19 protein-coding genes are annotated in these 18496 nt (G+C 58.3%); 5 read left to right on the top strand and 14 right to left on the bottom strand.

What is annotated here, in order from left to right; all coding sequences use genetic code 11:
- Positions 1 to 150 precede the first annotated feature (150 nt).
- A complete protein-coding gene (gene aceK / locus AC07UI_RS22695) occupies positions 151 to 1872 on the bottom strand; it encodes a bifunctional isocitrate dehydrogenase kinase/phosphatase (protein ID WP_494994617.1) in 1722 nt (573 codons plus the stop codon).
- A 129-nt stretch (positions 1873 to 2001) separates the two neighbouring features.
- On the opposite strand from aceK, the gene AC07UI_RS22690 reads away from it, so the two are divergent.
- The gene (locus AC07UI_RS22690) at positions 2002 to 2910 is read left to right on the top strand and encodes a DMT family transporter (RefSeq protein WP_494994616.1); all 909 of its coding nucleotides are present in this window, start codon (positions 2002 to 2004) and stop codon (positions 2908 to 2910) included.
- A gap of 35 nt (positions 2911 to 2945) precedes the next feature.
- Here AC07UI_RS22690 and AC07UI_RS22685 read toward each other — a convergent pair whose 3' ends face one another.
- From AC07UI_RS22685 to pap, 3 genes are all read right to left on the bottom strand, one after another.
- Positions 2946 to 3905, bottom strand: coding sequence for a DMT family transporter (locus AC07UI_RS22685; protein ID WP_494994615.1), 960 nt, complete (start codon positions 3903 to 3905; stop codon positions 2946 to 2948).
- Between the two features lie 244 nt (positions 3906 to 4149).
- A complete protein-coding gene (locus tag AC07UI_RS22680) occupies positions 4150 to 5334 on the bottom strand; it encodes a thiolase family protein (RefSeq protein WP_494994614.1) in 1185 nt (394 codons plus the stop codon).
- 99 nt (positions 5335 to 5433) lie between these two features.
- Entirely contained in the window at positions 5434 to 6957 is a 1524-nt protein-coding gene (gene pap, locus AC07UI_RS22675) for a polyphosphate:AMP phosphotransferase (protein WP_494994613.1), read from the bottom strand.
- Between the two features lie 140 nt (positions 6958 to 7097).
- Here pap and mnmC point away from each other — a divergent pair, with 140 nt between their 5' ends.
- Positions 7098 to 9080 (top strand): bifunctional tRNA (5-methylaminomethyl-2-thiouridine)(34)-methyltransferase MnmC2/FAD-dependent 5-carboxymethylaminomethyl-2-thiouridine(34) oxidoreductase MnmC1, encoded by a 1983-nt coding sequence (gene mnmC / locus AC07UI_RS22670; RefSeq protein WP_494994612.1) that lies wholly within the window; start codon positions 7098 to 7100, stop codon positions 9078 to 9080.
- A 112-nt stretch (positions 9081 to 9192) separates the two neighbouring features.
- Positions 9193 to 9420, top strand: a complete 228-nt coding sequence (locus AC07UI_RS22665) for a YheU family protein (RefSeq protein WP_419114996.1) — start codon at positions 9193 to 9195, stop codon at positions 9418 to 9420.
- A gap of 42 nt (positions 9421 to 9462) precedes the next feature.
- On the opposite strand, the gene AC07UI_RS22660 is transcribed toward AC07UI_RS22665, so the two are convergent.
- From AC07UI_RS22660 to speE, 4 genes are all read right to left on the bottom strand, one after another.
- Positions 9463 to 9795 (bottom strand): YnfA family protein, encoded by a 333-nt coding sequence (locus AC07UI_RS22660; RefSeq protein ID WP_494994611.1) that lies wholly within the window; start codon positions 9793 to 9795, stop codon positions 9463 to 9465.
- Between the two features lie 64 nt (positions 9796 to 9859).
- On the bottom strand, positions 9860 to 10675 hold the full coding sequence (locus AC07UI_RS22655) for an SDR family oxidoreductase (RefSeq protein ID WP_494994610.1): 816 nt from the start codon (positions 10673 to 10675) through the stop codon (positions 9860 to 9862).
- Between the two features lie 325 nt (positions 10676 to 11000).
- Positions 11001 to 13088 (bottom strand): LTA synthase family protein, encoded by a 2088-nt coding sequence (locus AC07UI_RS22650; protein ID WP_494994609.1) that lies wholly within the window; start codon positions 13086 to 13088, stop codon positions 11001 to 11003.
- A gap of 316 nt (positions 13089 to 13404) precedes the next feature.
- Complete coding sequence (gene speE, locus AC07UI_RS22645; protein WP_494994608.1) at positions 13405 to 14280, bottom strand: polyamine aminopropyltransferase; 876 nt, start codon at positions 14278 to 14280, stop codon at positions 13405 to 13407.
- 178 nt (positions 14281 to 14458) lie between these two features.
- Here speE and AC07UI_RS22640 point away from each other — a divergent pair, with 178 nt between their 5' ends.
- A complete protein-coding gene (locus AC07UI_RS22640; protein ID WP_494994607.1) occupies positions 14459 to 14932 on the top strand; it encodes a methylated-DNA--[protein]-cysteine S-methyltransferase in 474 nt (157 codons plus the stop codon).
- Positions 14933 to 14983: 51 nt separating this feature from the next.
- Here the strand turns inward: AC07UI_RS22640 and AC07UI_RS22635 are convergent, their stop codons facing one another.
- The 4 genes from AC07UI_RS22635 to AC07UI_RS22620 form a co-directional block, all read right to left on the bottom strand.
- Positions 14984 to 15172: a PLDc N-terminal domain-containing protein gene (locus AC07UI_RS22635; RefSeq protein ID WP_494994606.1), complete on the bottom strand. Its 189-nt coding sequence runs from the start codon at positions 15170 to 15172 to the stop codon at positions 14984 to 14986.
- Between the two features lie 71 nt (positions 15173 to 15243).
- Positions 15244 to 15774, bottom strand: coding sequence for a hypothetical protein (locus AC07UI_RS22630; RefSeq protein WP_494994605.1), 531 nt, complete (start codon positions 15772 to 15774; stop codon positions 15244 to 15246).
- A gap of 106 nt (positions 15775 to 15880) precedes the next feature.
- Positions 15881 to 16399, bottom strand: a complete 519-nt coding sequence (locus AC07UI_RS22625; RefSeq protein ID WP_494994604.1) for an ankyrin repeat domain-containing protein — start codon at positions 16397 to 16399, stop codon at positions 15881 to 15883.
- Between the two features lie 93 nt (positions 16400 to 16492).
- Complete coding sequence (locus AC07UI_RS22620) at positions 16493 to 16696, bottom strand: hypothetical protein (protein ID WP_494994603.1); 204 nt, start codon at positions 16694 to 16696, stop codon at positions 16493 to 16495.
- Between the two features lie 139 nt (positions 16697 to 16835).
- On the opposite strand from AC07UI_RS22620, the gene AC07UI_RS22615 reads away from it, so the two are divergent.
- Positions 16836 to 17114, top strand: coding sequence for a DUF3509 domain-containing protein (locus AC07UI_RS22615; protein ID WP_494994602.1), 279 nt, complete (start codon positions 16836 to 16838; stop codon positions 17112 to 17114).
- A 98-nt stretch (positions 17115 to 17212) separates the two neighbouring features.
- On the opposite strand, the gene mtnC is transcribed toward AC07UI_RS22615, so the two are convergent.
- Together mtnC and AC07UI_RS22605 are read right to left on the bottom strand one after the other, a co-directional pair.
- Positions 17213 to 17896 (bottom strand): acireductone synthase, encoded by a 684-nt coding sequence (gene mtnC, locus AC07UI_RS22610; RefSeq protein WP_494994601.1) that lies wholly within the window; start codon positions 17894 to 17896, stop codon positions 17213 to 17215.
- 4 nt (positions 17897 to 17900) lie between these two features.
- Complete coding sequence (locus AC07UI_RS22605; protein WP_494994600.1) at positions 17901 to 18446, bottom strand: 1,2-dihydroxy-3-keto-5-methylthiopentene dioxygenase; 546 nt, start codon at positions 18444 to 18446, stop codon at positions 17901 to 17903.
- Positions 18447 to 18496 lie beyond the last annotated feature (50 nt).

The following is an 18496-nucleotide window of genomic DNA, read 5'->3' as shown; positions in this document are numbered from 1 at the left end:
GATTGTCGCAGATTTGTTGTGGATTGCGGGTGCCTGATCGTTCCCACGCTCCGCGTGGGAATGCAGCCCGGGACGCTCCGCGTCCCAAGAGCGGACGCAGAGCGTCCATTGAGGCATTCCCACGCGGAGCATGGGAACGATCTGATGGGGCTATTCGTTATCCAGCGCCTTGCGCCGATAGGGGAACACGTCGATCACCTTGCCGGCGCGAATGTCCGCTTGCAGGCCTTTCCAGTAATCGGCGTTGTACAGCTCGCCATGCAGTTGATCAAACAACCGTCGCTGCCCGGAATCGGCGAACAGGAACGGTGGGAACTCTTCCGGAAACACATCCAGCGGCCCGATCGAGTACCACGGTTCCGAGGCCATTTCATCTTCCGGCGTGCGAGGGGCCGGAATGTGGCGGAAGTTGGCTTCAGTCAGAAAACAGATTTCGTCGTAGTCATAGAACACCACGCGGCCGTGACGGGTAACGCCGAAGTTCTTCAGCAGCATGTCGCCGGGGAAGATATTAGCCGCCGCCAATTGTTTGATCGCCAGGCCGTAATCTTCCAGCGCCTCGCGAACCTGCGCTTCGTTGGCATTTTCCAGATAGAGGTTCAACGGCGTCATGCGTCGCTCGGTCCAGCAGTGACGGATAAGCACCGTGTCGCCATGGACCTCCACCGTTTTGGCCGCCACTTCCAGCAATTCTGCCAGGCAGGCCGGGTCGAACTTGCTCAGCGGAAAACGGAAATCGGCAAACTCCTGGGTATCGGCCATGCGCCCTACCCGGTCGACGCTTTTCACCAGACGATACTTCTCGATCACCGTCGCGCGGTCGACGTTCTTCGATGGCGAGAATCGGTCCTTGATGATTTTGAATACGGTGTTGAACCCCGGCAGGGTAAACACGCTCATGACCATGCCGCGCACACCCGGGGCCATGATGAACTGATCGTCGGTGTTGGCCAGGTGATTGATCAGTGAGCGATAGAATTCGGACTTGCCGTGCTTGTAGAAACCGATCGAGGTGTAGAGCTCGGCGATGTTCTTGCCCGGCAGAATGCGCTTGAGGAAGCCAATGAACTCGGCTGGCACCGGCACATCGACCATGAAATACGAACGGGTAAAGGAAAAGATGATCGACACATCGGCTTCATCGGTGATCAGCGCATCGATCTGAATCCCGTGGCCTTCACGGTGCAGCAGCGCAATCACCAACGGCCATTGGTCATCCTGGGTGTAGATGCGCCCCACCAGATACGCGCCCTTGTTGCGGTACAGCACCGAGGAAAACAGCTCGACGCTCAGCTGCGGGTCTTTGCAGACCCAGTCCGGCAGGTTCTCGCGCAACTGGGCTTCGTGCCGACGCAGGTCGCCAGGCAAATCGGCATAGGCCTCGCTGAAGCTGAAGTCGACGAAGATCTGCTCGAGCATGCTCGACAGTTCGCCCTCAGGCTTATAAGTACGGGTTTGCGCAGCACGGGCCCGGCGCAGGCTTGGCCGCGTGGTATGGATGAACATGCAGCCGTCGCTGATCAGGTCATGGCTGAACAGTCCGCAGAAGGTCGAGTTGTACCAGGTCTCGGACAGCTCATCGTCAAAGCGCAGGTCGATCAGGCTGATGTAAGCGCTTTTCACCAGCGGCCAGAACGTGACATCCAGCAGCGCCTCGGCATCGAAGGCCTCATGCAGCCGACCGACTACTTCACTGACTTTCGCTTCATAGAGGTTGATCCGCGCCGCTGAGGCGATCTGCGCCTCCTGCCATTGCGCCTGCTCGAAACGCGCCCGGGCACCGTCGGTGATCTGGCGGAAATGCTCGCGGTAATCGTCGAAGCCATCGAGGATCATTCGGGCGATGTCGCCGGCTGGCCATTGCTGCGGCATAGAGAGACCTCTGGGAATGTTTCTTATCGTTGGAAGCTGAGCTTAGAGGCCAATTGTTACGCAAAGCAACCATTGCCATGCATCGCACCTGCGGCGACACTTGCGCGCCAATTCAGTAAGGAACAAGCCGTGAACCCCGTCGATATACTGCGCTTGCTGCTGCTTGCCGCCATCTGGGGCGCAAGTTTTCTGTTCATGCGCATCATCGCCCCAGTGATTGGCACAATCCCCACTGCCTTTTTCCGCGTATCGATTGCCGCCACCGGGTTGCTGGTGATCCTGGCGCTGATGCGCGTCAGCTGGGATTTTCGCGGCAAGTTCAAGACGGTGCTGCTGCTCGGGGTGATTAACTCGGGGATTCCGGCAACGATGTATTCGGTAGCCGCCCAAGTGCTGCCGGCCGGTTACTCGGCGATTTTCAATGCAACGACGCCGCTGATGGGCGTGTTGATTGGCGGTGTGTTCTTCAGCGAAAAGCTCACCCCGGCGAAGATTGCCGGTGTCTGCCTTGGGCTGTTCGGGGTTGGTATTCTGACCCGCGCAGGTCCTGTGGCCTTCGACATGGAACTGCTGATGGGCGCCCTTGCCTGCCTCCTCGCGACCACCTGTTACGGCTTCGCCGGTTTCCTCGCCCGTCGCTGGCTCGATCAGCAAGGCGGGCTCGACAGTCGCCTCTCGGCGTTGGGCAGCATGCTTGGCGCGACGCTGTTTCTGTTGCCGCTGTTCGGTTACAGCGCCATCAGCCAGCCACCGGCAAGCTGGGGGGGCTGGAGTGTCTGGTTGTCGCTGCTGGGGTTGGGGCTGGTCTGCACAGCCTTTGCCTACATCCTGTACTTCCGCTTGCTCAGCTCGATTGGCCCGGTCAAATCAATGACCGTGACCTTCATGATCCCGCCCTTCGGCGTGTTGTGGGGCGCGCTGTTCCTCGATGAACCATTGTCCATGGCCCATCTGTATGGCGGGGTGTTGATCGCCGCGGCATTGTGGCTGGTGCTCAAGCCGACGGTGGTGAAGGTATCGAAGGTGGCTGTACGGTAGAGAGCAGCCTCGCCACAGGAAATGCGCTGAATCAATCACCCCGCCGCCATCCGCACCCGCCGGGCCTTTAGCCCGGCCATCAACGATGGCCCGAGGGCTACCAGTGCCGAGCCAAACACCACCAGCACTGCACCACCATAACCCAGACCATTGATTTGCTCGGCATACACATATTCAGGCCACAGCCTGGCAGCCAGTGCCACCGCAGCGAAGGTCACCAGCGGCGTGATCGCCAGCGTCGCACTGACCCGCGAGGCTTCCCAATGCGCCAAAGCTTCGGCAAATGCGCCATAGGCGATCAGCGTATTCAAACAGCAACCGAGCAGCAGCCAGCCTTGCAGCGGGCTCAGTTGCAGCGCCTCCAGCGGATGCACCCACGGCATCAGCAATAACGCGCAAAACAGGTAGATCACCATCATGATCTGGAACGAATTCCACACCGTGAGCAATTGCTTCTGACCCAGGGCATAAAAGGTCCAGACCGCCGACGCCGCCAGAACCAGCAAGACGCCAGCAGTGTATTCACTCAAAGACGTCAGCAGTTCACTCAAACGCTGATTGAAAAACAGCCCGAAGCCGATCAATAGCACCAGCAGTCCAATGCCTTGCCCAAGGCTGAAGCGCTCCTTGAAAACAAACAGGCTGGCGATCAGCAGCAGGATCGGCCCCATCTGCACCACCAACTGCGCGGTACCAGAACTGAGCAGATTCAGGCCCATCAGGTACAGCACGTAGTTGCCCACAAGCCCCAGGACCGCCATCAACAACAGCCAGCCGCCCCGTGGGCCGAGCACTCGCAAGCTTGGCAAACGCTTGACTGCAGCCAGATAAATGAACAGAAAACCACCCGACACCATCAGTCGATACCAGGTCACTGTGACCGGGTCCATCACCAGCAGCACTTGCTTGAGTTTGATCGGCAAGATCCCCCACAACAGCGCGGTCAGCAAGGCGAGGAACAATCCATAAACCCAGCGACCGGACGAAATGTGCATGGAGCCCCCAAAACCAGACCGCGAGAAAATCATTCTAGGCCTGGATCGTCCCGCCACACAGTTACAGTTTGGAACCGGCCGCTAATGAGACTGTACAGGTCGCAACCTGAAGTTGGCGATATGCCACCAATGTCCCCGCGAAGGCGATCTGCAGAGCGACAGAGAAGTTGAAGCGGACGCAGAGCGTCCAGCGCGGCATTCCTTTGCTGCGCGTGGGAACGATCATCTGGCCCGCATTTCTGGTTTAACGCACCGCTTCAAACAACCCTGTCGCGCCCATCCCGCCACCGACGCACATGGTCACGATGCCGTAACGCAGGTTGCGCCGTTGCAGCTCGCGCACCAGGTGCCCGACCTGGCGCGAACCGGTCATGCCGAACGGGTGGCCGATGGAGATCGAGCCGCCGTTGACGTTATATTTATCGTTATCGATTTCCAGCCGATTGCGGCTGTACAGGCACTGCGAGGCAAAGGCTTCGTTGAGTTCCCAGAGGTCGATATCGGCCACCTGCAAACCCTTGAGCTTGAGCAATTTTGGCACCGAAAACACCGGGCCGATGCCCATCTCGTCCGGCTCACAACCGGCGACGGCGAAACCACGAAAGAACGCACGGGGTTTGAGGCCCAGCTCCAGGGCTTTTTCCAGGCTCATCACCAGGGTCATCGACGCGCCATCGGACAGCTGCGAGGAGTTGCCCGCAGTCACCGAGCCGTCTTCGGCAAACACCGGCTTCAACCCGGCCAGACTTTGCAAGGTAGTATCAGGGCGATTGCAGTCATCACGGTCGACGATACCTTCCAGGATCTGCACCTGGCCGGTGGTTTTGTCTTCGACTGCGTATTTCACCGCCATTGGCACGATTTCATCGCAGAACAGCCCGGCGGCCTGGGCCTGAGCGGTGCGTTGCTGACTTTGCAGGGCGTAGAGGTCCTGCTCTTCACGGCTGACGTCATAGCGGCGGGCGACGATTTCGGCGGTCTGGCCCATGGGAAAATAAATACCCGGCACCTGCTCCTTGAGTAACGGGTTGATCAGATTGTCGGTGTTGACGCGGTTCATGGTCAGGCTGATGGACTCCACGCCACCGGCGATGATGATGTCGCTGCAACCGGAGGCAATCTGGTTGGCGGCAATGGCAATCGCCTGCAAACCCGAAGAGCAAAAACGATTGAGGGTCATGCCTGCCGTGCCGGTGCCCAGTTTCGATAACACCGCGACATTGCGGCCGATGTTGTAACCCTGGGCCGCTTCGTTGGAACCGGCGCCAACGATGCAATCCTCGACACTGGCCGGGTCGATGCCATTGCGGGTCAGCAGCGCATTGACGCAATGGGCAGCCATGTCATCAGGACGAGTCTGGTTGAACTTGCCACGAAAGGATTTGGCCAGGCCAGTCCGCACGCTATCGACGATCACCACTTCACGCATGGCATACCTCATTGTTGTCGGTCAGGGATGGAATCAGCATAAATCCACCCTATTGCCGACCGCGACAATCATTCATCTCGCGTATGCGCAACCATCGGCTTACTTGTTGTCCTTTTTCGCCTTCCTGTCGTGTTTGTCGGACTTCTCGAAGGCCTCCTCCAGCGCCCGATTGATGGTGCGCAACACCTTGACCCGGGCCCAGCGTTTGTCGTTGGCCTCCACCAGCGTCCAGGGTGAAATCTCGGTGCTGGTACGGTCGACCATGTCACAGACGGCGACGCGGTAGTCATCCCATTTTTCGCGGTTGCGCCAGTCGTCCTCGGTGATCTTGAAGCGTTTGAAGGGGATTTCTTCGCGGTCCTGGAAACGCTCCAGCTGGGTTTGTTTGTCGATGGCCAGCCAGAACTTCACCACGATCACGCCGGAATCACTGATCTGCTCTTCGAAGTCATTGATCTCGGCATAAGCGCGCATCCAGTCGGCACGGCTGCAATAGCCTTCGATCCGCTCCACCAGCACCCGGCCATACCAGGAGCGGTCGAACACGGTGAATTTTCCCCGCGCCGGAATATGCCGCCAGAACCGCCAGAGATACGGTTGAGCGCGTTCTTCTTCTGTCGGTGCGGCGATCGGCACGATGCTGTATTGACGCGGATCGAGGGCCGCCGCCACTCGCCGGATTGCCCCGCCCTTGCCCGCCGCATCATTGCCCTCGAACACCGCCACCAGCGCGTGTCTGCGCATGCGTTTGTCACGCATCAAACCAGAGAACCGCGCCTGCTCGGTGATCAGTTGCTCTTCGTAGTCGTCCTTATCCAGGTTCAGGGTCATGTCCAGGCTGCCGAGCAGACTCAGCTGATCGACGCTACCCATCAGTGGCGCGGCGTTCACCGTATCCGGTTTGACCTTGGGTCGGCGCAGGGCGCTTTGCAGACCTTCGAGCAGGATCTTGCCTACCGTCAGGCTACGATAATGCGCGTCGACACCTTCGATCACATGCCAGGGCGCGTAATCACGGCTGGTGCGACGCAGCACCCGTTCGCCGAAGCGCACAAACTTGTCGTAGGTTTGCGATTGCTGCCAGTCCAGCGGGCTGATACGCCAGCTGTGCAGCGGATCATCCTGCAAGACCTTGAGGCGGGTTTTCATCTGTTTCCTGGACAGGTGAAACCAGAACTTGAAGATCAGCGCGCCTTCATCGCAGAGCATTTTTTCAAACCGCTCGGCCTGGTTGATCGCCTGGTCCAGCACCGCGTCCTTGAACAGACCATGAACCCGGCCCTGCAACATCTGGCTGTACCAGTTGCCAAAGAAAATCCCCATCCGCCCCTTGGCCGGCAGCATCCGCCAGTAACGCCAGGCCGGTGGGCGGGCCAGCTCTTCATCGGTCTGCTGATCGAACGTGCGAACCTCGATAAACCGCGGGTCCATCCATTCGTTGAGCAATTTGACCGTCTCGCCCTTGCCAGCGCCTTCGATGCCGTTGATCAACACGATGACCGGGAAGCGCCCTTGCTGTCGCAGTTCGAACTGGGCTTCGATCAAGGCTTCACGCAGGGCCGGCACTTCGGCCTCAAAGGTTTCTTTGTCGATGGCGTGACCGATTTCAGCGGATTCGAACATGGGGCGGCTCCCTTCCAGGTTTGAGCAAGACTAGCGGATTGGGCAGCGCTTTGTCTGAGCAATGCAGCAGGCGCTGCCAAGGACCGATTCCGGGTGCAGCGATCAGCTAGAATGGCCACCTTGCCGTTGCCGAGCCAAACATGACCACTGAAATGTCCCACGCCCAGATTGACTGGGACGACCAAGGCCGTCCGCGCTCGCGCGTGTTTGACGATGTGTATTTCTCCGATCAGTCGGGCCTTGAGGAAACCCGCTATGTGTTCATCGAACAGAATCGCTTGGGCGAGCGCTTTGCCGCATTACCGGCCGATGGGCGACTGGTGATCGGGGAAACCGGTTTCGGCACCGGGCTGAATTTTCTCTGCGCCTGGCAGTTGTTCGAGCAACAGGCTGTGGCCGGTGCGCGGCTGCATTTCGTCAGCGTGGAGAAATACCCGCTCAGCCACCCCGACCTGCAACGCGCCCTTGCCCTTTGGCCTGGGCTCAAGCTTTTTGCCGATCAGCTCCTGGAGCAATATGTCGCTATCCATCAGGGCTTCCAGCGCCTGGTGCTCGGTGGCGGGCGCGTGACCCTGACCTTGCTGATCGGTGATGCGCTGGAGCAACTGCCACAACTTGACGCACAGATCGATGCCTGGTTTCTCGACGGCTTCGCCCCGGCGAAGAACCCGGACATGTGGACCCCCGAGCTGTTTGCCGAACTCGCCCGGCTGGCCGCGCCCGGCTCGACCATCAGTACCTTTACCAGCACCGGCTGGGTACGACGCCTGCTCAATGCGGCCGGTTTCAAAATGCGCCGCACGCCGGGCATCGGTCACAAATGGGAAATCCTGCGGGGCGAATTCCTCGGCTGGCCGCAAGACGTGCCTCTGCCTGCCGCTGGCAAGCCGTGGTTCGCCCGTCCTGACCCGCTCGTTAGCGAACGTCGAGCCTTGGTCATCGGTGGCGGACTGGCCGGTTGCGCCAGCGCTGCGAGCCTTGCTGCACGCGGTTGGCACGTCAGCCTGCTGGAGCGCCACGGCGAGCTGGCCCAGGAAGCCTCGGGCAATCCGCAAGGGGTGCTGTACCTGAAACTGTCGGCACACGGCACGGCATTGTCACAGTTGATCGTCAGTGGTTTCGGCTACACCCGACGCCTGCTCGAACACCTGCATCGCGGTATCGATTGGGACGGCTGCGGTGTGCTGCAACTGGCCTTCAACGTCAAGGAAGCAGAGCGCCAGGCGCAGCTTACGGCCGCTTTTTCTCCGGACCTGTTACACCTGCTGGATCAGCCGCAAGCACAAGCTCAGGCGGGTATTGGTCTTGAGCATGGTGGCCTGTTTTTCCCCGAAGGCGGGTGGGTTCACCCACCCGCTTTGTGTCAGTGGCAAGCGACGCACCCGACGATTGAATTGCTGACGCATCACGATGCGTTGGAACTGCGCAAGATCGATGATCAATGGCAAGCCTGGAGCGGTTCAACATTGTTGGCTTCAGCCCCGGTGGTGATTTTGGCCGGTGCTGCCGAGATCAAGCGCTTCCCGGCAAGCAGCCAACTGCCGCTCAAACGTATTCGCGGACAGATCACCCGCCTGGCACAGACGTCTGAAAGCACGAGCCTGGCAACCGTGGTCTGCGCCGAAGGTTATGTCGCCCCTGCCCGGCTGGGCGAGCACACCCTGGGCGCCAGCTTCGATTTCAAGAGCGATGACCTGACCCCGACCACAGCCGAGCACGCGGGTAATCTGGAACTACTCAAAGAGATTTCGAGCGATCTGGTTGAGCGCTTGCACGCTGCGCAACTGGACCCCGGGCAGCTTCAGGGCCGCGCGGCCTTTCGCTGCACCAGCCCCGATTATTTGCCCATCGTCGGTCCATTGGCCGATCACCAGGCCTTTGCTCAAACCTACACCGCGTTGAGCAAGGACGCCCGGCAAGTGCCCGACATCCGTTGCCCTTGGCTGGACGGTTTGTACGTTAACAGCGGCCATGGCTCTCGCGGATTGATCACCGCCCCATTGTCGGGGGAGTTACTGGCGGCCTGGCTGACCAACGAACCGCTGCCGCTGCCCAGAAGCGTGGCCGAGGCCTGTCACCCGAATCGCTTTGCCTTGCGCACACTGATTCGCGGCAAGGCCTGATGCGCGACGGTACGCAATGGAAAGCGCAATGAGCCGATCAACACAGTTGCGCCTACTGGCCGCGCGGCCCCAAGCCCAGTAGCATCTCCAGGATTGTTTACCTGAGGTACCTATGCTGATTCCCTACGACCAACTTGAAGTCGACACCCTGACCCGCCTGATCGAAGACTTCGTCACCCGTGACGGCACCGACAATGGCGATGAAACTCCGCTGGAAACCCGCGTGCTACGGGTTCGCCAGGCGTTGACCAAAGGTCAGGCGCTGATTGTCTTTGATCCGGACAGCCAGCAATGCCAATTGATGCTCAAGCACGACGTACCCAAAGAACTGTTTGATTGAGGCTGTCTGCTGCGATTGATCTGCCTCGTTCGCGGGAAGGTTTCAGACGCTGGAAAAGCGGGGGCCAAACAGAATGATGCTCGCACCGATCACACAAAGGGCAACGCCCAGCCAGTCTGAACTCAAGGGACGAACCCGCTCGACCACGCCAAGCCAGCCGATGGACGCAATGATGTAAATACCGCCGTAAGCCGCGTAGGCGCGGCCGGCGTAGTTCGCTTCAACCTTGGTCAACAGCACCGCAAAGAGCATCAGGCTGAGTAACGCAGGCACAATCCACCAGGCACTTTTACCCTGGCGTAACCACATCCAGAACGCGAAACAGCCGGCGATTTCAAACAGCGCCGCAAGAAAAAACCACAGGTAATTGAGCATGCAACGGTCTCCTCAAGGCTGGCAGAATCGGCAACCCTAACGAGGCAGCTCCCCGTGAGCAAGTTCAGCCGGCGGTTTGTTTGGCCTTGGCGCGCATCTTGTCCGCCATCACAGTCATTTCGTTGTAGAGCAACTGCGGGGTCTTCTGCTTCAGCGCCCAGGCCATGCGCCCCTGTTCATGGGGCAGAATCATGAATTCACCCTCGGCAACATGTTGGTAGATGTAGTCGGCGATATCGCTGGCGCTGATCGGAGAGCTTTCCAGCAGTTTGCCGACCTGGGCTTTCATGGCGGGTGTCGGGCCACGGAAGGAATCCAGCAGGTTGGTCTGGAAGAACGACGGGCAAACCACGTGCACAGCGATTTCCTGGTGCGCCAGTTCAATCAACAGGCTTTCGGACAAGGCCACCACGCCGGCCTTGGCCACGTTGTAGTTGCTCATCGCAGGGCCTTGCATCAAGGCTGCCATGGAGGCGATGTTGATGATCTTGCCTTTGCTTTTTTCCAGCAGCGGCAGGAAGGCCTTGCAGCCTTTGACCACCCCCATCAGGTTGATCGAGATCTGCCAGTCCCAGTCTTCGAGGGACAGCTCACTAAAGAAGCCGCCCGAGGCCACGCCTGCGTTATTGACGATGACATCGATGCCGCCCAGCTTCACTTCGCAGGCTTGAGCAAACGCGGTCAATTGGCTGTAGTCGCGCACATCACAACGCTGGATAAAACCGTCGCCTCCGGCTTCACGAACCAGTTTGAGTGTCTCTTGCAAACCCGCCTCGCTGACATCCGACAAGGCTAACCGCCAGCCTTCACGGGCCCAGCGCAGAGCGATTTCGCGACCAAGGCCGGATCCAGCGCCGGTGATCATCATGCGATTTTGCATAGGAAGTTGCCTTGTTGTTCCGGGGAAGATGAGCCGCAGTGTAGCGAAGGACTTTCCTCCATCCACGCACCATCAGAGTGCTGAATGCCCCAGGCAAACCACGGAGCTGTACGACGACAAATTGCGTTGCAGCCAATCGCAGGCAAGCCTTGCTCCTACAGTTTTAACGCGTACTCGCAGGAGCGAGGCTTGCCCGCGATTGAACGATAACGCGGTCTTGCTGAATGAATGCAGCAAGTAAAAACAAAAGAAATAAGCCAGGCACCGGAAAACATGTTCAAAAAAAGAGGCCCACATGGGGCCTCTTCCTTATTGAGCCAAACCCTTAGTCCGGGTTGCCGTCGACAACGCCTGCGGTGTTATCGAGCAGGCTCTTGGTAGCGGTCTGCAGGAACGCGTCCAATTTCTGCTTGAGGCCGGCTTCATCCGGCGAGTTCGGGATCACCTGACCTCCAGGGTTGGCCCCAAGCTTGTACTGCCAGACCTTGGCCGGCATATCCTTGGGTTGTACCAGAATGTGGTCACCGTTGATGATGGCCACCGTCGGTTCGTTACCCGAAGGTTTGATGACACCGATGCCCTTGTCGCCTTCCGGCAGGTTGAGCAAGTCACGCCCCCAGCATTGCTGGCGGAACTCGCCACCGATACGACCCATGATGGTCGGCACGATATCAATCTGCGTGCCCACGATGTCACTGCGCTTGCCGAACTTCTCCTGGAGGCCCGGAGCGATCATCAGCATTGGCACGTTGAAACGTCCCAGGTCCATCTCGGTGATCTGCTGATCGTTACCAAACCCGTGGTCACCCACAACGACAAACAAGGTTTCTTTGAAATACGGCTCTTTACGCGCTTTTTCGAAGAACTGGCCCAAAGCCCAGTCGGCGTAGCGCATGGCAGTCAAGTGCTCGTTCAATGTGCCGCTGTCCGTAACCTTGTCGACGGGCAAGGGTGTCGGCAACGCATACGGTGTGTGGTTGGACAGGGTTTGCAGCAGTGCGTAGAACGGTTTTTTGCCATCGCGTTTCTTCAGTTCTTCGAGGCCACGATTGAACATGTCCTGATCGGAAACACCCCACGTCGGATCGGAGAACACCGGGTCGATGAAGTCGTTACGACCAATGAAGTTGGTCATGCCCTGATTGCTGAAGAAGCCTGATTGGTTATCCCAGGCAAAGTCGCCGTTATAGACGTACACATCGTCATACTTACGAGTGCTGAGCAATTGAGGCAGACCGGACAGCTTGTGGCTGCCTTCCGGGGTTTGCATCAGGTACTCGAAGCCTGGCAGGTTGGGGAAGCAAGCCATGGTCGCAAACATACCCTGGTGGGTATGGGTACCGTTTGAGAAGAAACGGTCGAACAAAAGGCCTTCTTTCGACAGATTATCGAAGTACGGCGTGATATTGCCGGGACGACCCAGCGCGCCCACCGAATGACCGGCGAAGCTTTCCATCAGAATGACCACGACGTTTTTGATCGGCAGGGTATTTGCCTCCGGCGGCGTAGTATCGCGACGCATGGCGGCAATATCGGCGTCGACCAGCTTGTCGTTGGCCACCAGCAACATGTCGCGCACGGTCTGCTGAGCCAAAGGCTGATCCAGAGTGGCTTTCCAGATATTGGAGCGATCGTCGGACAAACGGCTCTCCGCCGCGGAGATCAGTGTCAACGTTCCGTTGAGGCCCAACTGGTTGGCAAAGTTGGAGTTGGTGGTGTAGGCATCACCCCAACGCAGCGGCGGGCCTTGACGCAAGGTGCCACGGGCAGCCACGACACAAATCAGCATACATACCACGAATACACCAATGCGCACGTACCACGGGGCGATTTGACGCGTGCCGATGCTGCCACCGCTGAACGGGCCACGAGGCCGGGTCGCACGGTCGGCGCCCTTGAACGCCAGGCTCAACAACCAGGTGCCAACGACCCAGGCCAGCAGATAGCGAACCACCGGGAAGCCGTACCAGAGCATGCTCATCACGGTTTTCGGGTCTTCCTTCACGTACTGGAAGACCAACCCGTTAAGGCGCTGGTGAAACTCGCGGTAGAAGTCCATCTCCATCAGGCCGAGGAACAGCGCAATGCTGGAGGCGATGGTCAGCCAGAAACGGAAGAAACCACGGGCGGCCATGATCCGGGCGCTGAACAGTGCCAGCAGCAGCGGGATACTGATGTAGACCACCAGACGTACGTCAAAACGCAGGCCGTTGGCAAAGGCTTCGAGGAAGGTCGAGGCCGGGGTGTCAAGGATCATCTCTCGGTTATAAACCAGCAGCGCCACGCGCAGCACAGAGAGCATCACCATCATGACCAGGGCGCAGAGTAGCGTATATGCCAGATGCGATTTGACGGTCGGTTGCAGCAAGCGACTTGAAGCTCGCTGCTGACTCAGGGCGTCCGGGATTGCCATGTCGATTCAGAACTCATTGGAAGTTAAAATTTCATAAATGCAGCTGCGCCCTGCCCTCTCATAGCCATTACTTGTACGTATTGGTCGCGGGGTTTTCGCGGTACGCAAATGGTGCACGATCACTCGCGGCATTGCCATTTATTACTGGCATGCGCTCCCAGCGTGGTGTTTCAAGGCTCTGGAACAGGAGGCTGCTGAAGGCTGAGCGCGGAAAACAGCGGGTGCGAATTGTCTTGGAGCGGTTGTGAAAATTTCGTTCAACGCACATTTTGACACATAAAAAAGGGCCTTGCGGCCCTTTCATCAACACTGTTGCTTAGTCATTGCTCGGTTTATTAATCGCCTGCAATACATATTGCGGCAAGGCGAAAGCGCCGATATGAATCTCAGGGTTGTAATAGCGAGTGATGATGCCGCTGCCAGCAAAACGCTGACTCAGAGTCTCGCGGGACAACTTGCGGTAAGCGGTGTTGGTCGCGCCCCAGGCGAAGGTCATCGCGCCGCCGATGTAGGTCGGCACCGCAGCCTGATAGAAGTGCCAGTCCGGGAACAGGCTACGCATACGACCGGCAGTGGTTTTCACTTCGCTCAGTTGCATGAACGGCGTGCCGTTCTGGGTCACCAGGATGCCGCCCTCGTTCAGGCAACGGTGGCACGCCTGATAGAAGTTTTCCGAGAACAGCACTTCGCCCGGACCGATCGGGTCGGTGGAGTCGGAAATGATCACGTCGAACTTCTCTTCGGTGGTCGCGACGAAACGCATGCCGTCGTCGATCACCAGATTCAGGCGTGGATCATTGAACGCGCCCTTGGAGTGATCCGGTAGAAACTCTTTGCACATGTCGACCACGGTGCCGTCGATTTCGACCATGGTGATGTGTTCGATGCTGCGGTGCTTGGCTACTTCACGCAGCATGCCGCCATCACCACCACCGATGATCAGCACCCGCTTGGCAGTGCCATGGGCCAGGATCGGTACATGGGTGAGCATCTCGTGGTAGATGAACTCGTCGGCTTCGGTGGTCTGGATCACGCCGTCCAGGGCCATCACGCGACCCATGCGCGGGTTCTCGAAGATCACCAGATGCTGGTGTTCGGTGCGCACTTCGTGCAGCAGTTTTTCCATGCGGAAACGCTGGCCGTAGCCTTCGTAAAGGGTTTCCAGGTACTCGCTGTTCTGGGTGGTGCTCATGGGTAAGTCCCCCGGTAAATGCTGGTGGCAACGGACGGTCACCCGCCCATGCTGGCCAATCGTCGGCACGGGTGTCGGCAATTGACCAAGGAAAGGCGCGCATTCTACGTCGCAGAACATGACAGGTCGAACCTTCTGGCTCTATCTTTGTGCCTGACCTTTACCAAGAGCCAACAAGATGTTTTACCGCTATCACCCAAGCCCGATCGGGCCGCTGCTGCTGGCCGGGGATGAGCAGGGGCTGCGCCAGCTGTACATGGACAACCACCAGCACTGGACGCCGCCGCAGTACTGGTTCGAAGCCAGTAATGAACTCGATACCGTCTGTCGGCAACTGGATGAATATTTCGAGGGTAAGCGTGAGTGTTTCGATGTGCGCCTGGCACCTCAGGGCACGCCGTTCCAACAAACGGTGTGGCAGGCCTTGCAGCGAATCCCCTACGGCCATACCTGGAGCTACGCCGAGCTGGCGGTGCAGATCGGCAACCCGAAAGCCGTACGTGCGGTCGGCACCGCCAATGGCGCCAACCCGATATCGATCATCATCCCTTGCCATCGGGTGATCGGCAGCAACGGGACCCTCACCGGCTATGGTGGTGGACTGGAACGCAAACAAACGCTGTTGCAACTCGAGGGTGCGTGGCTGATTTGAACCGAGGCGCAGTCGCTGAGCTGGCAAAAAGATCGCAGCCTGCGCCAGCCCCTACATATTGTTGCCCCGTGGCCCGGCGATGGCCCAGATGATCAGACCCAGTACCGGCAGCAAGATAATCACCATCACCCAGATGATCTTCATCCCGGTATCGACGCCGCTTTTAAGAATGTTGATGATCGCCCAGATATCCAGGACAAGGACTATCAGGCCGACCAGACCATTGAAAGTGGAACCCACGGTGTCGCTCCTAAGTGATGGCTAGCACACTCAGGATAGCCGGGCTTGATAAGTATTCCGTCTGATTATGGTTAGACGTGAATCGCCACTCGTAGTGCTTCAAGGGACGGCGCAGCGTTGATGCCGACTTCGGCGCACAACTCCAGCACCCGTGGCACGTCGTTGCCATACACCAGCACCGCCTGAATTTCGTCATCGAGCAATTGGCTGAAGTTCATCAGCACATAACCACCGTTTTCAGGGTTCATGCTGCTCAGCTGGATCTGGATGCGGTTGAGCGCAGTCAACGCCTCGACTTTGGCAAGCTGTTTGGGTTTGATATTGAACGCCACGCCCGGGCCGAACGAAGCGACTATCCCGGCGAACAGGTCCATGTAGGTGTCCGCCTGAAACAACACGGTTTCCGGCAGGCTGCCCACCACGACCCACTCACCCAGCGGGATCGAAAACGTGTCGTCGTAGTTGATGTCCGGATTGGCCGCCAGGAAAGCGTCCGCGTCGGCGTAGGCTTGCGCAGCTTCGTCGGCGATCCGCGCCACTTCATCATCACCCATACACCCGGAGCTGATTTTGCTGATGAGTTCAACGAGGGCGGTTTTCATGGGCGAATCCTGTAACGAAGGAAATTTGAGGGCGCGAAGGATAGCGCATTCGGGGGCAAACCTGTGTAGCAGGCTGGCGCCAGCTGCTACGGACAACCTTGAACTCTCAGCCCGGCAACTTTTCCAACTGCGCCGTGGTGTCCGCTGCGCCCATGGTTTTTGCGGCGTCCAGCGCGGACACTCCATTGGCATCCCTGGCCTTTGGATCGGCGCCTTTGCTGATCAGGTAGTCGACGATTTGCGTACGGTTGAACATCGCCGCCATCATCAACGCGGTGCGACCGTCAAAGGACGAACCCTCGACCTCGGCGCCACCTTCGACCAGCACTTTGACCACCGGCAGGTCACCTTTGAACGCTGCGCCGGCAATCGGGCTTTGGCCGTTGTCGTTGCGGATCTCCGGATCAGCCTTGTGCTCGAGCAATACCCGCACCGCATCGACGTGCCCGTGATAGCTGGCGAGCATCAGCAAGGTATCGCCCTTGTGGTTGCGCAGATTGACCGGCAGGCCTTTGCTCAGCAGCGCCGCGAGCATGGCCGCGTCGCCTTCACGCGCTTTGTTGAACACCTGCTCGGCAAACTCCGCAGCTTCTTCTTCGGTCATCTGGCGGCTTTTGTCTGACATTCGGGACTCCACATTCTGATCGCAAAGTCGATAGTTTCCCGAGCGGCCTTACGCCTGTCACCCCTTTTTTCTCAAGGCCTGCCATAGTCAGAATCAATAGCGAAACTTGCCACCTTGAATATCCGCCAGCACCTGCTCGGTCACTAGCACGTAAGTGTCCGATCCCGGCACGCCCCTGACATTTTTTTGCATGAAGCCGACCTCGTTGCGAATCGGCGCACAGCGGTTCAGCGTGTTGCTGCGATCTGAAAATCCCTGCAAACCACGCAAAATGCACGATGCACGATGGCCACTCATGCAAATTGCACGAAGCCGAAATGCCTGTAAAATTATAACTTACTGATTTATATAGTATTTTTTATAGCGACAATACTGGCATAATCAATGCTCCTATCACTTCACGCTTGCCATTCAAGAGCTAACGGAGCTGATAGACATGAACCTTATCCAGGAAAAGTTCTCTTCTTTGTTCTCCGACTTCAACGTCACCACCCAGGCGCGGCCTGACGGCGGTATTGTGCTCACGTTGTGCGACCGCGAAGGTAAACAGCTCAAACGATCCATTTCTTATGCGCAGTTACATGCCGGCGACCAACTTTCCTGGGTGATCAGCGCGATTCGCCGCGACCTGGCAGAACAGGCCGGCGAACTGCCAAAGATTTCAATGCTGCAAAGCCAACAACGCTTTGCGCTGCCGACCTATTACTCGGCCTGATTCATCACCCGCTTCAACTGTTCAGGTCGTGAAGCCTTCTGGCTTCACGACCTGATTTCATTTTGGGGTCAGTTCAATCGCGCCCCAACCGCTGCGGCTTAGAACCCTGACGGATCTATTTGCGCGAAACTGTTCACGTTCAGATGCCCGGCCAGTTCACCGCCATTGCGCACCAGACCGCACGTGGCCATGCCCGCTTGCTGCGCCGCATCCAGCTCCTGGACGATATCGGACAAGAACAGAACGTGCTCGGGCTCGCAGCCAATCGCCTGGCTGATCCGCTGATAGGACTGCGCTTCGCGCTTGGGGCCCGACGTGGTGTCGAAATAGCCACTGAACAACGGCGACAAATCACCGGCTTCGGAGCAACCGAAAATCAGCCGCTGAGCCTGGATAGACCCGGAGGAGTAAACAAACAGTTGATAGCCGTCCTGATGCCAGCGTTCAAGCGCTTCGACCGCATCCGGGTAAACGTGCCCTTTGAGCAGCCCGGCTCGATACCCCTGCTCCCAGACCATCCCTTGCAAGGCTTTGAGTGGCGTCGCCTTACGGTCTTCGGCAATCCAGCTCAAGAGGATCTCGATGACCCGCTCAACGTCTGCCGTCGGTTCACCGCTGTCCTGACGAACCGCCTGCAGTTGCTCAGCCACGTTCGGTTGTTCGGCGTTCTTGCGGACAAACTCCGGAAGGTGTCGGGTGGCATAAGGAAACAGCACCTCAAACACGAAACTCACGGCGCTGGTGGTGCCTTCAATGTCGGTGAGAATGGCTTTGATCGACATCCGCTCAGTCCTCCAGGCGTGGGAAGCGATTGGCGATGTCTTCGCCAGTGAATTTGGCCACCCACCCCTCGGGATTGTTGAACAGGCGGATAGCCACAAAGTGCGGGTTCTCGCCCATGTCGAACCAATGCGGCGTACCCGCGGGTACCGAGATCAGATCATTTTTCTCGCAGAGCACGGCGTACACGTAATCGTCGATGTGCAGGGTGAACAAGCCACGCCCGGCGACAAAAAACCGTACCTCGTCCTCGGCATGCCGGTGCTCATCAAGGAACTTGGCACGCAGCTCGGCTTTTTGCGGGTGATCGCTGTTGAGGCTGATGACGTCGACAGTGATGTAACCGCGCTCGGTCATCAACTGATCGATCTGCACCCGATAAGCGGCGATCACTTCGTCCTGGCTCGCACCCGGTTCGATTCGTGTAGCGGCTTGCCAGCGGTCGAAGCGCACGCCCTTCTCGGCCAGGGTCGAAGAAATATCGTCGAAATGGGTCAGAACCTTGTTCGGCAGTTCCGGGCTGGATACGTGGTAAACGGACAGGCTGCTCATGCTGGCAACTCCTCGGTATCAGCATCGCCTTCCGGTTTTTTACAGACCGG

Source organism: Pseudomonas sp. GW821-FHT04C07 (assembly GCF_059420325.1).
Note: the sequence above shows the minus strand (reverse complement) of the source record. Positions and strands in the feature narration are given on the sequence as shown.

Coding starts and splice junctions, on each gene's coding strand:
- AC07UI_RS22680 (WP_494994614.1), bottom strand. CDS start 5,334: ATGCGTGAAGTGGTGATCGTCGATAGCGTGCGGACTGGCCTGGCCAAA.
- AC07UI_RS22655 (WP_494994610.1), bottom strand. CDS start 10,675: ATGCAAAATCGCATGATGATCACCGGCGCTGGATCCGGCCTTGGTCGC.
- AC07UI_RS22620 (WP_494994603.1), bottom strand. CDS start 16,696: ATGAGTGGCCATCGTGCATCGTGCATTTTGCGTGGTTTGCAGGGATTT.
- mnmC (WP_494994612.1), top strand. CDS start 7,098: ATGACCACTGAAATGTCCCACGCCCAGATTGACTGGGACGACCAAGGC.
- AC07UI_RS22665 (WP_419114996.1), top strand. CDS start 9,193: ATGCTGATTCCCTACGACCAACTTGAAGTCGACACCCTGACCCGCCTG.
- AC07UI_RS22615 (WP_494994602.1), top strand. CDS start 16,836: ATGAACCTTATCCAGGAAAAGTTCTCTTCTTTGTTCTCCGACTTCAAC.
- AC07UI_RS22660 (WP_494994611.1), bottom strand. CDS start 9,795: ATGCTCAATTACCTGTGGTTTTTTCTTGCGGCGCTGTTTGAAATCGCC.
- AC07UI_RS22650 (WP_494994609.1), bottom strand. CDS start 13,088: ATGGCAATCCCGGACGCCCTGAGTCAGCAGCGAGCTTCAAGTCGCTTG.
- speE (WP_494994608.1), bottom strand. CDS start 14,280: ATGAGCACCACCCAGAACAGCGAGTACCTGGAAACCCTTTACGAAGGC.
- mtnC (WP_494994601.1), bottom strand. CDS start 17,896: ATGTCGATCAAAGCCATTCTCACCGACATTGAAGGCACCACCAGCGCC.
- aceK (WP_494994617.1), bottom strand. CDS start 1,872: ATGCCGCAGCAATGGCCAGCCGGCGACATCGCCCGAATGATCCTCGAT.
- AC07UI_RS22685 (WP_494994615.1), bottom strand. CDS start 3,905: ATGCACATTTCGTCCGGTCGCTGGGTTTATGGATTGTTCCTCGCCTTG.
- pap (WP_494994613.1), bottom strand. CDS start 6,957: ATGTTCGAATCCGCTGAAATCGGTCACGCCATCGACAAAGAAACCTTT.
- AC07UI_RS22605 (WP_494994600.1), bottom strand. CDS start 18,446: ATGAGCAGCCTGTCCGTTTACCACGTATCCAGCCCGGAACTGCCGAAC.
- AC07UI_RS22625 (WP_494994604.1), bottom strand. CDS start 16,399: ATGTCAGACAAAAGCCGCCAGATGACCGAAGAAGAAGCTGCGGAGTTT.
- AC07UI_RS22640 (WP_494994607.1), top strand. CDS start 14,459: ATGTTTTACCGCTATCACCCAAGCCCGATCGGGCCGCTGCTGCTGGCC.
- AC07UI_RS22630 (WP_494994605.1), bottom strand. CDS start 15,774: ATGAAAACCGCCCTCGTTGAACTCATCAGCAAAATCAGCTCCGGGTGT.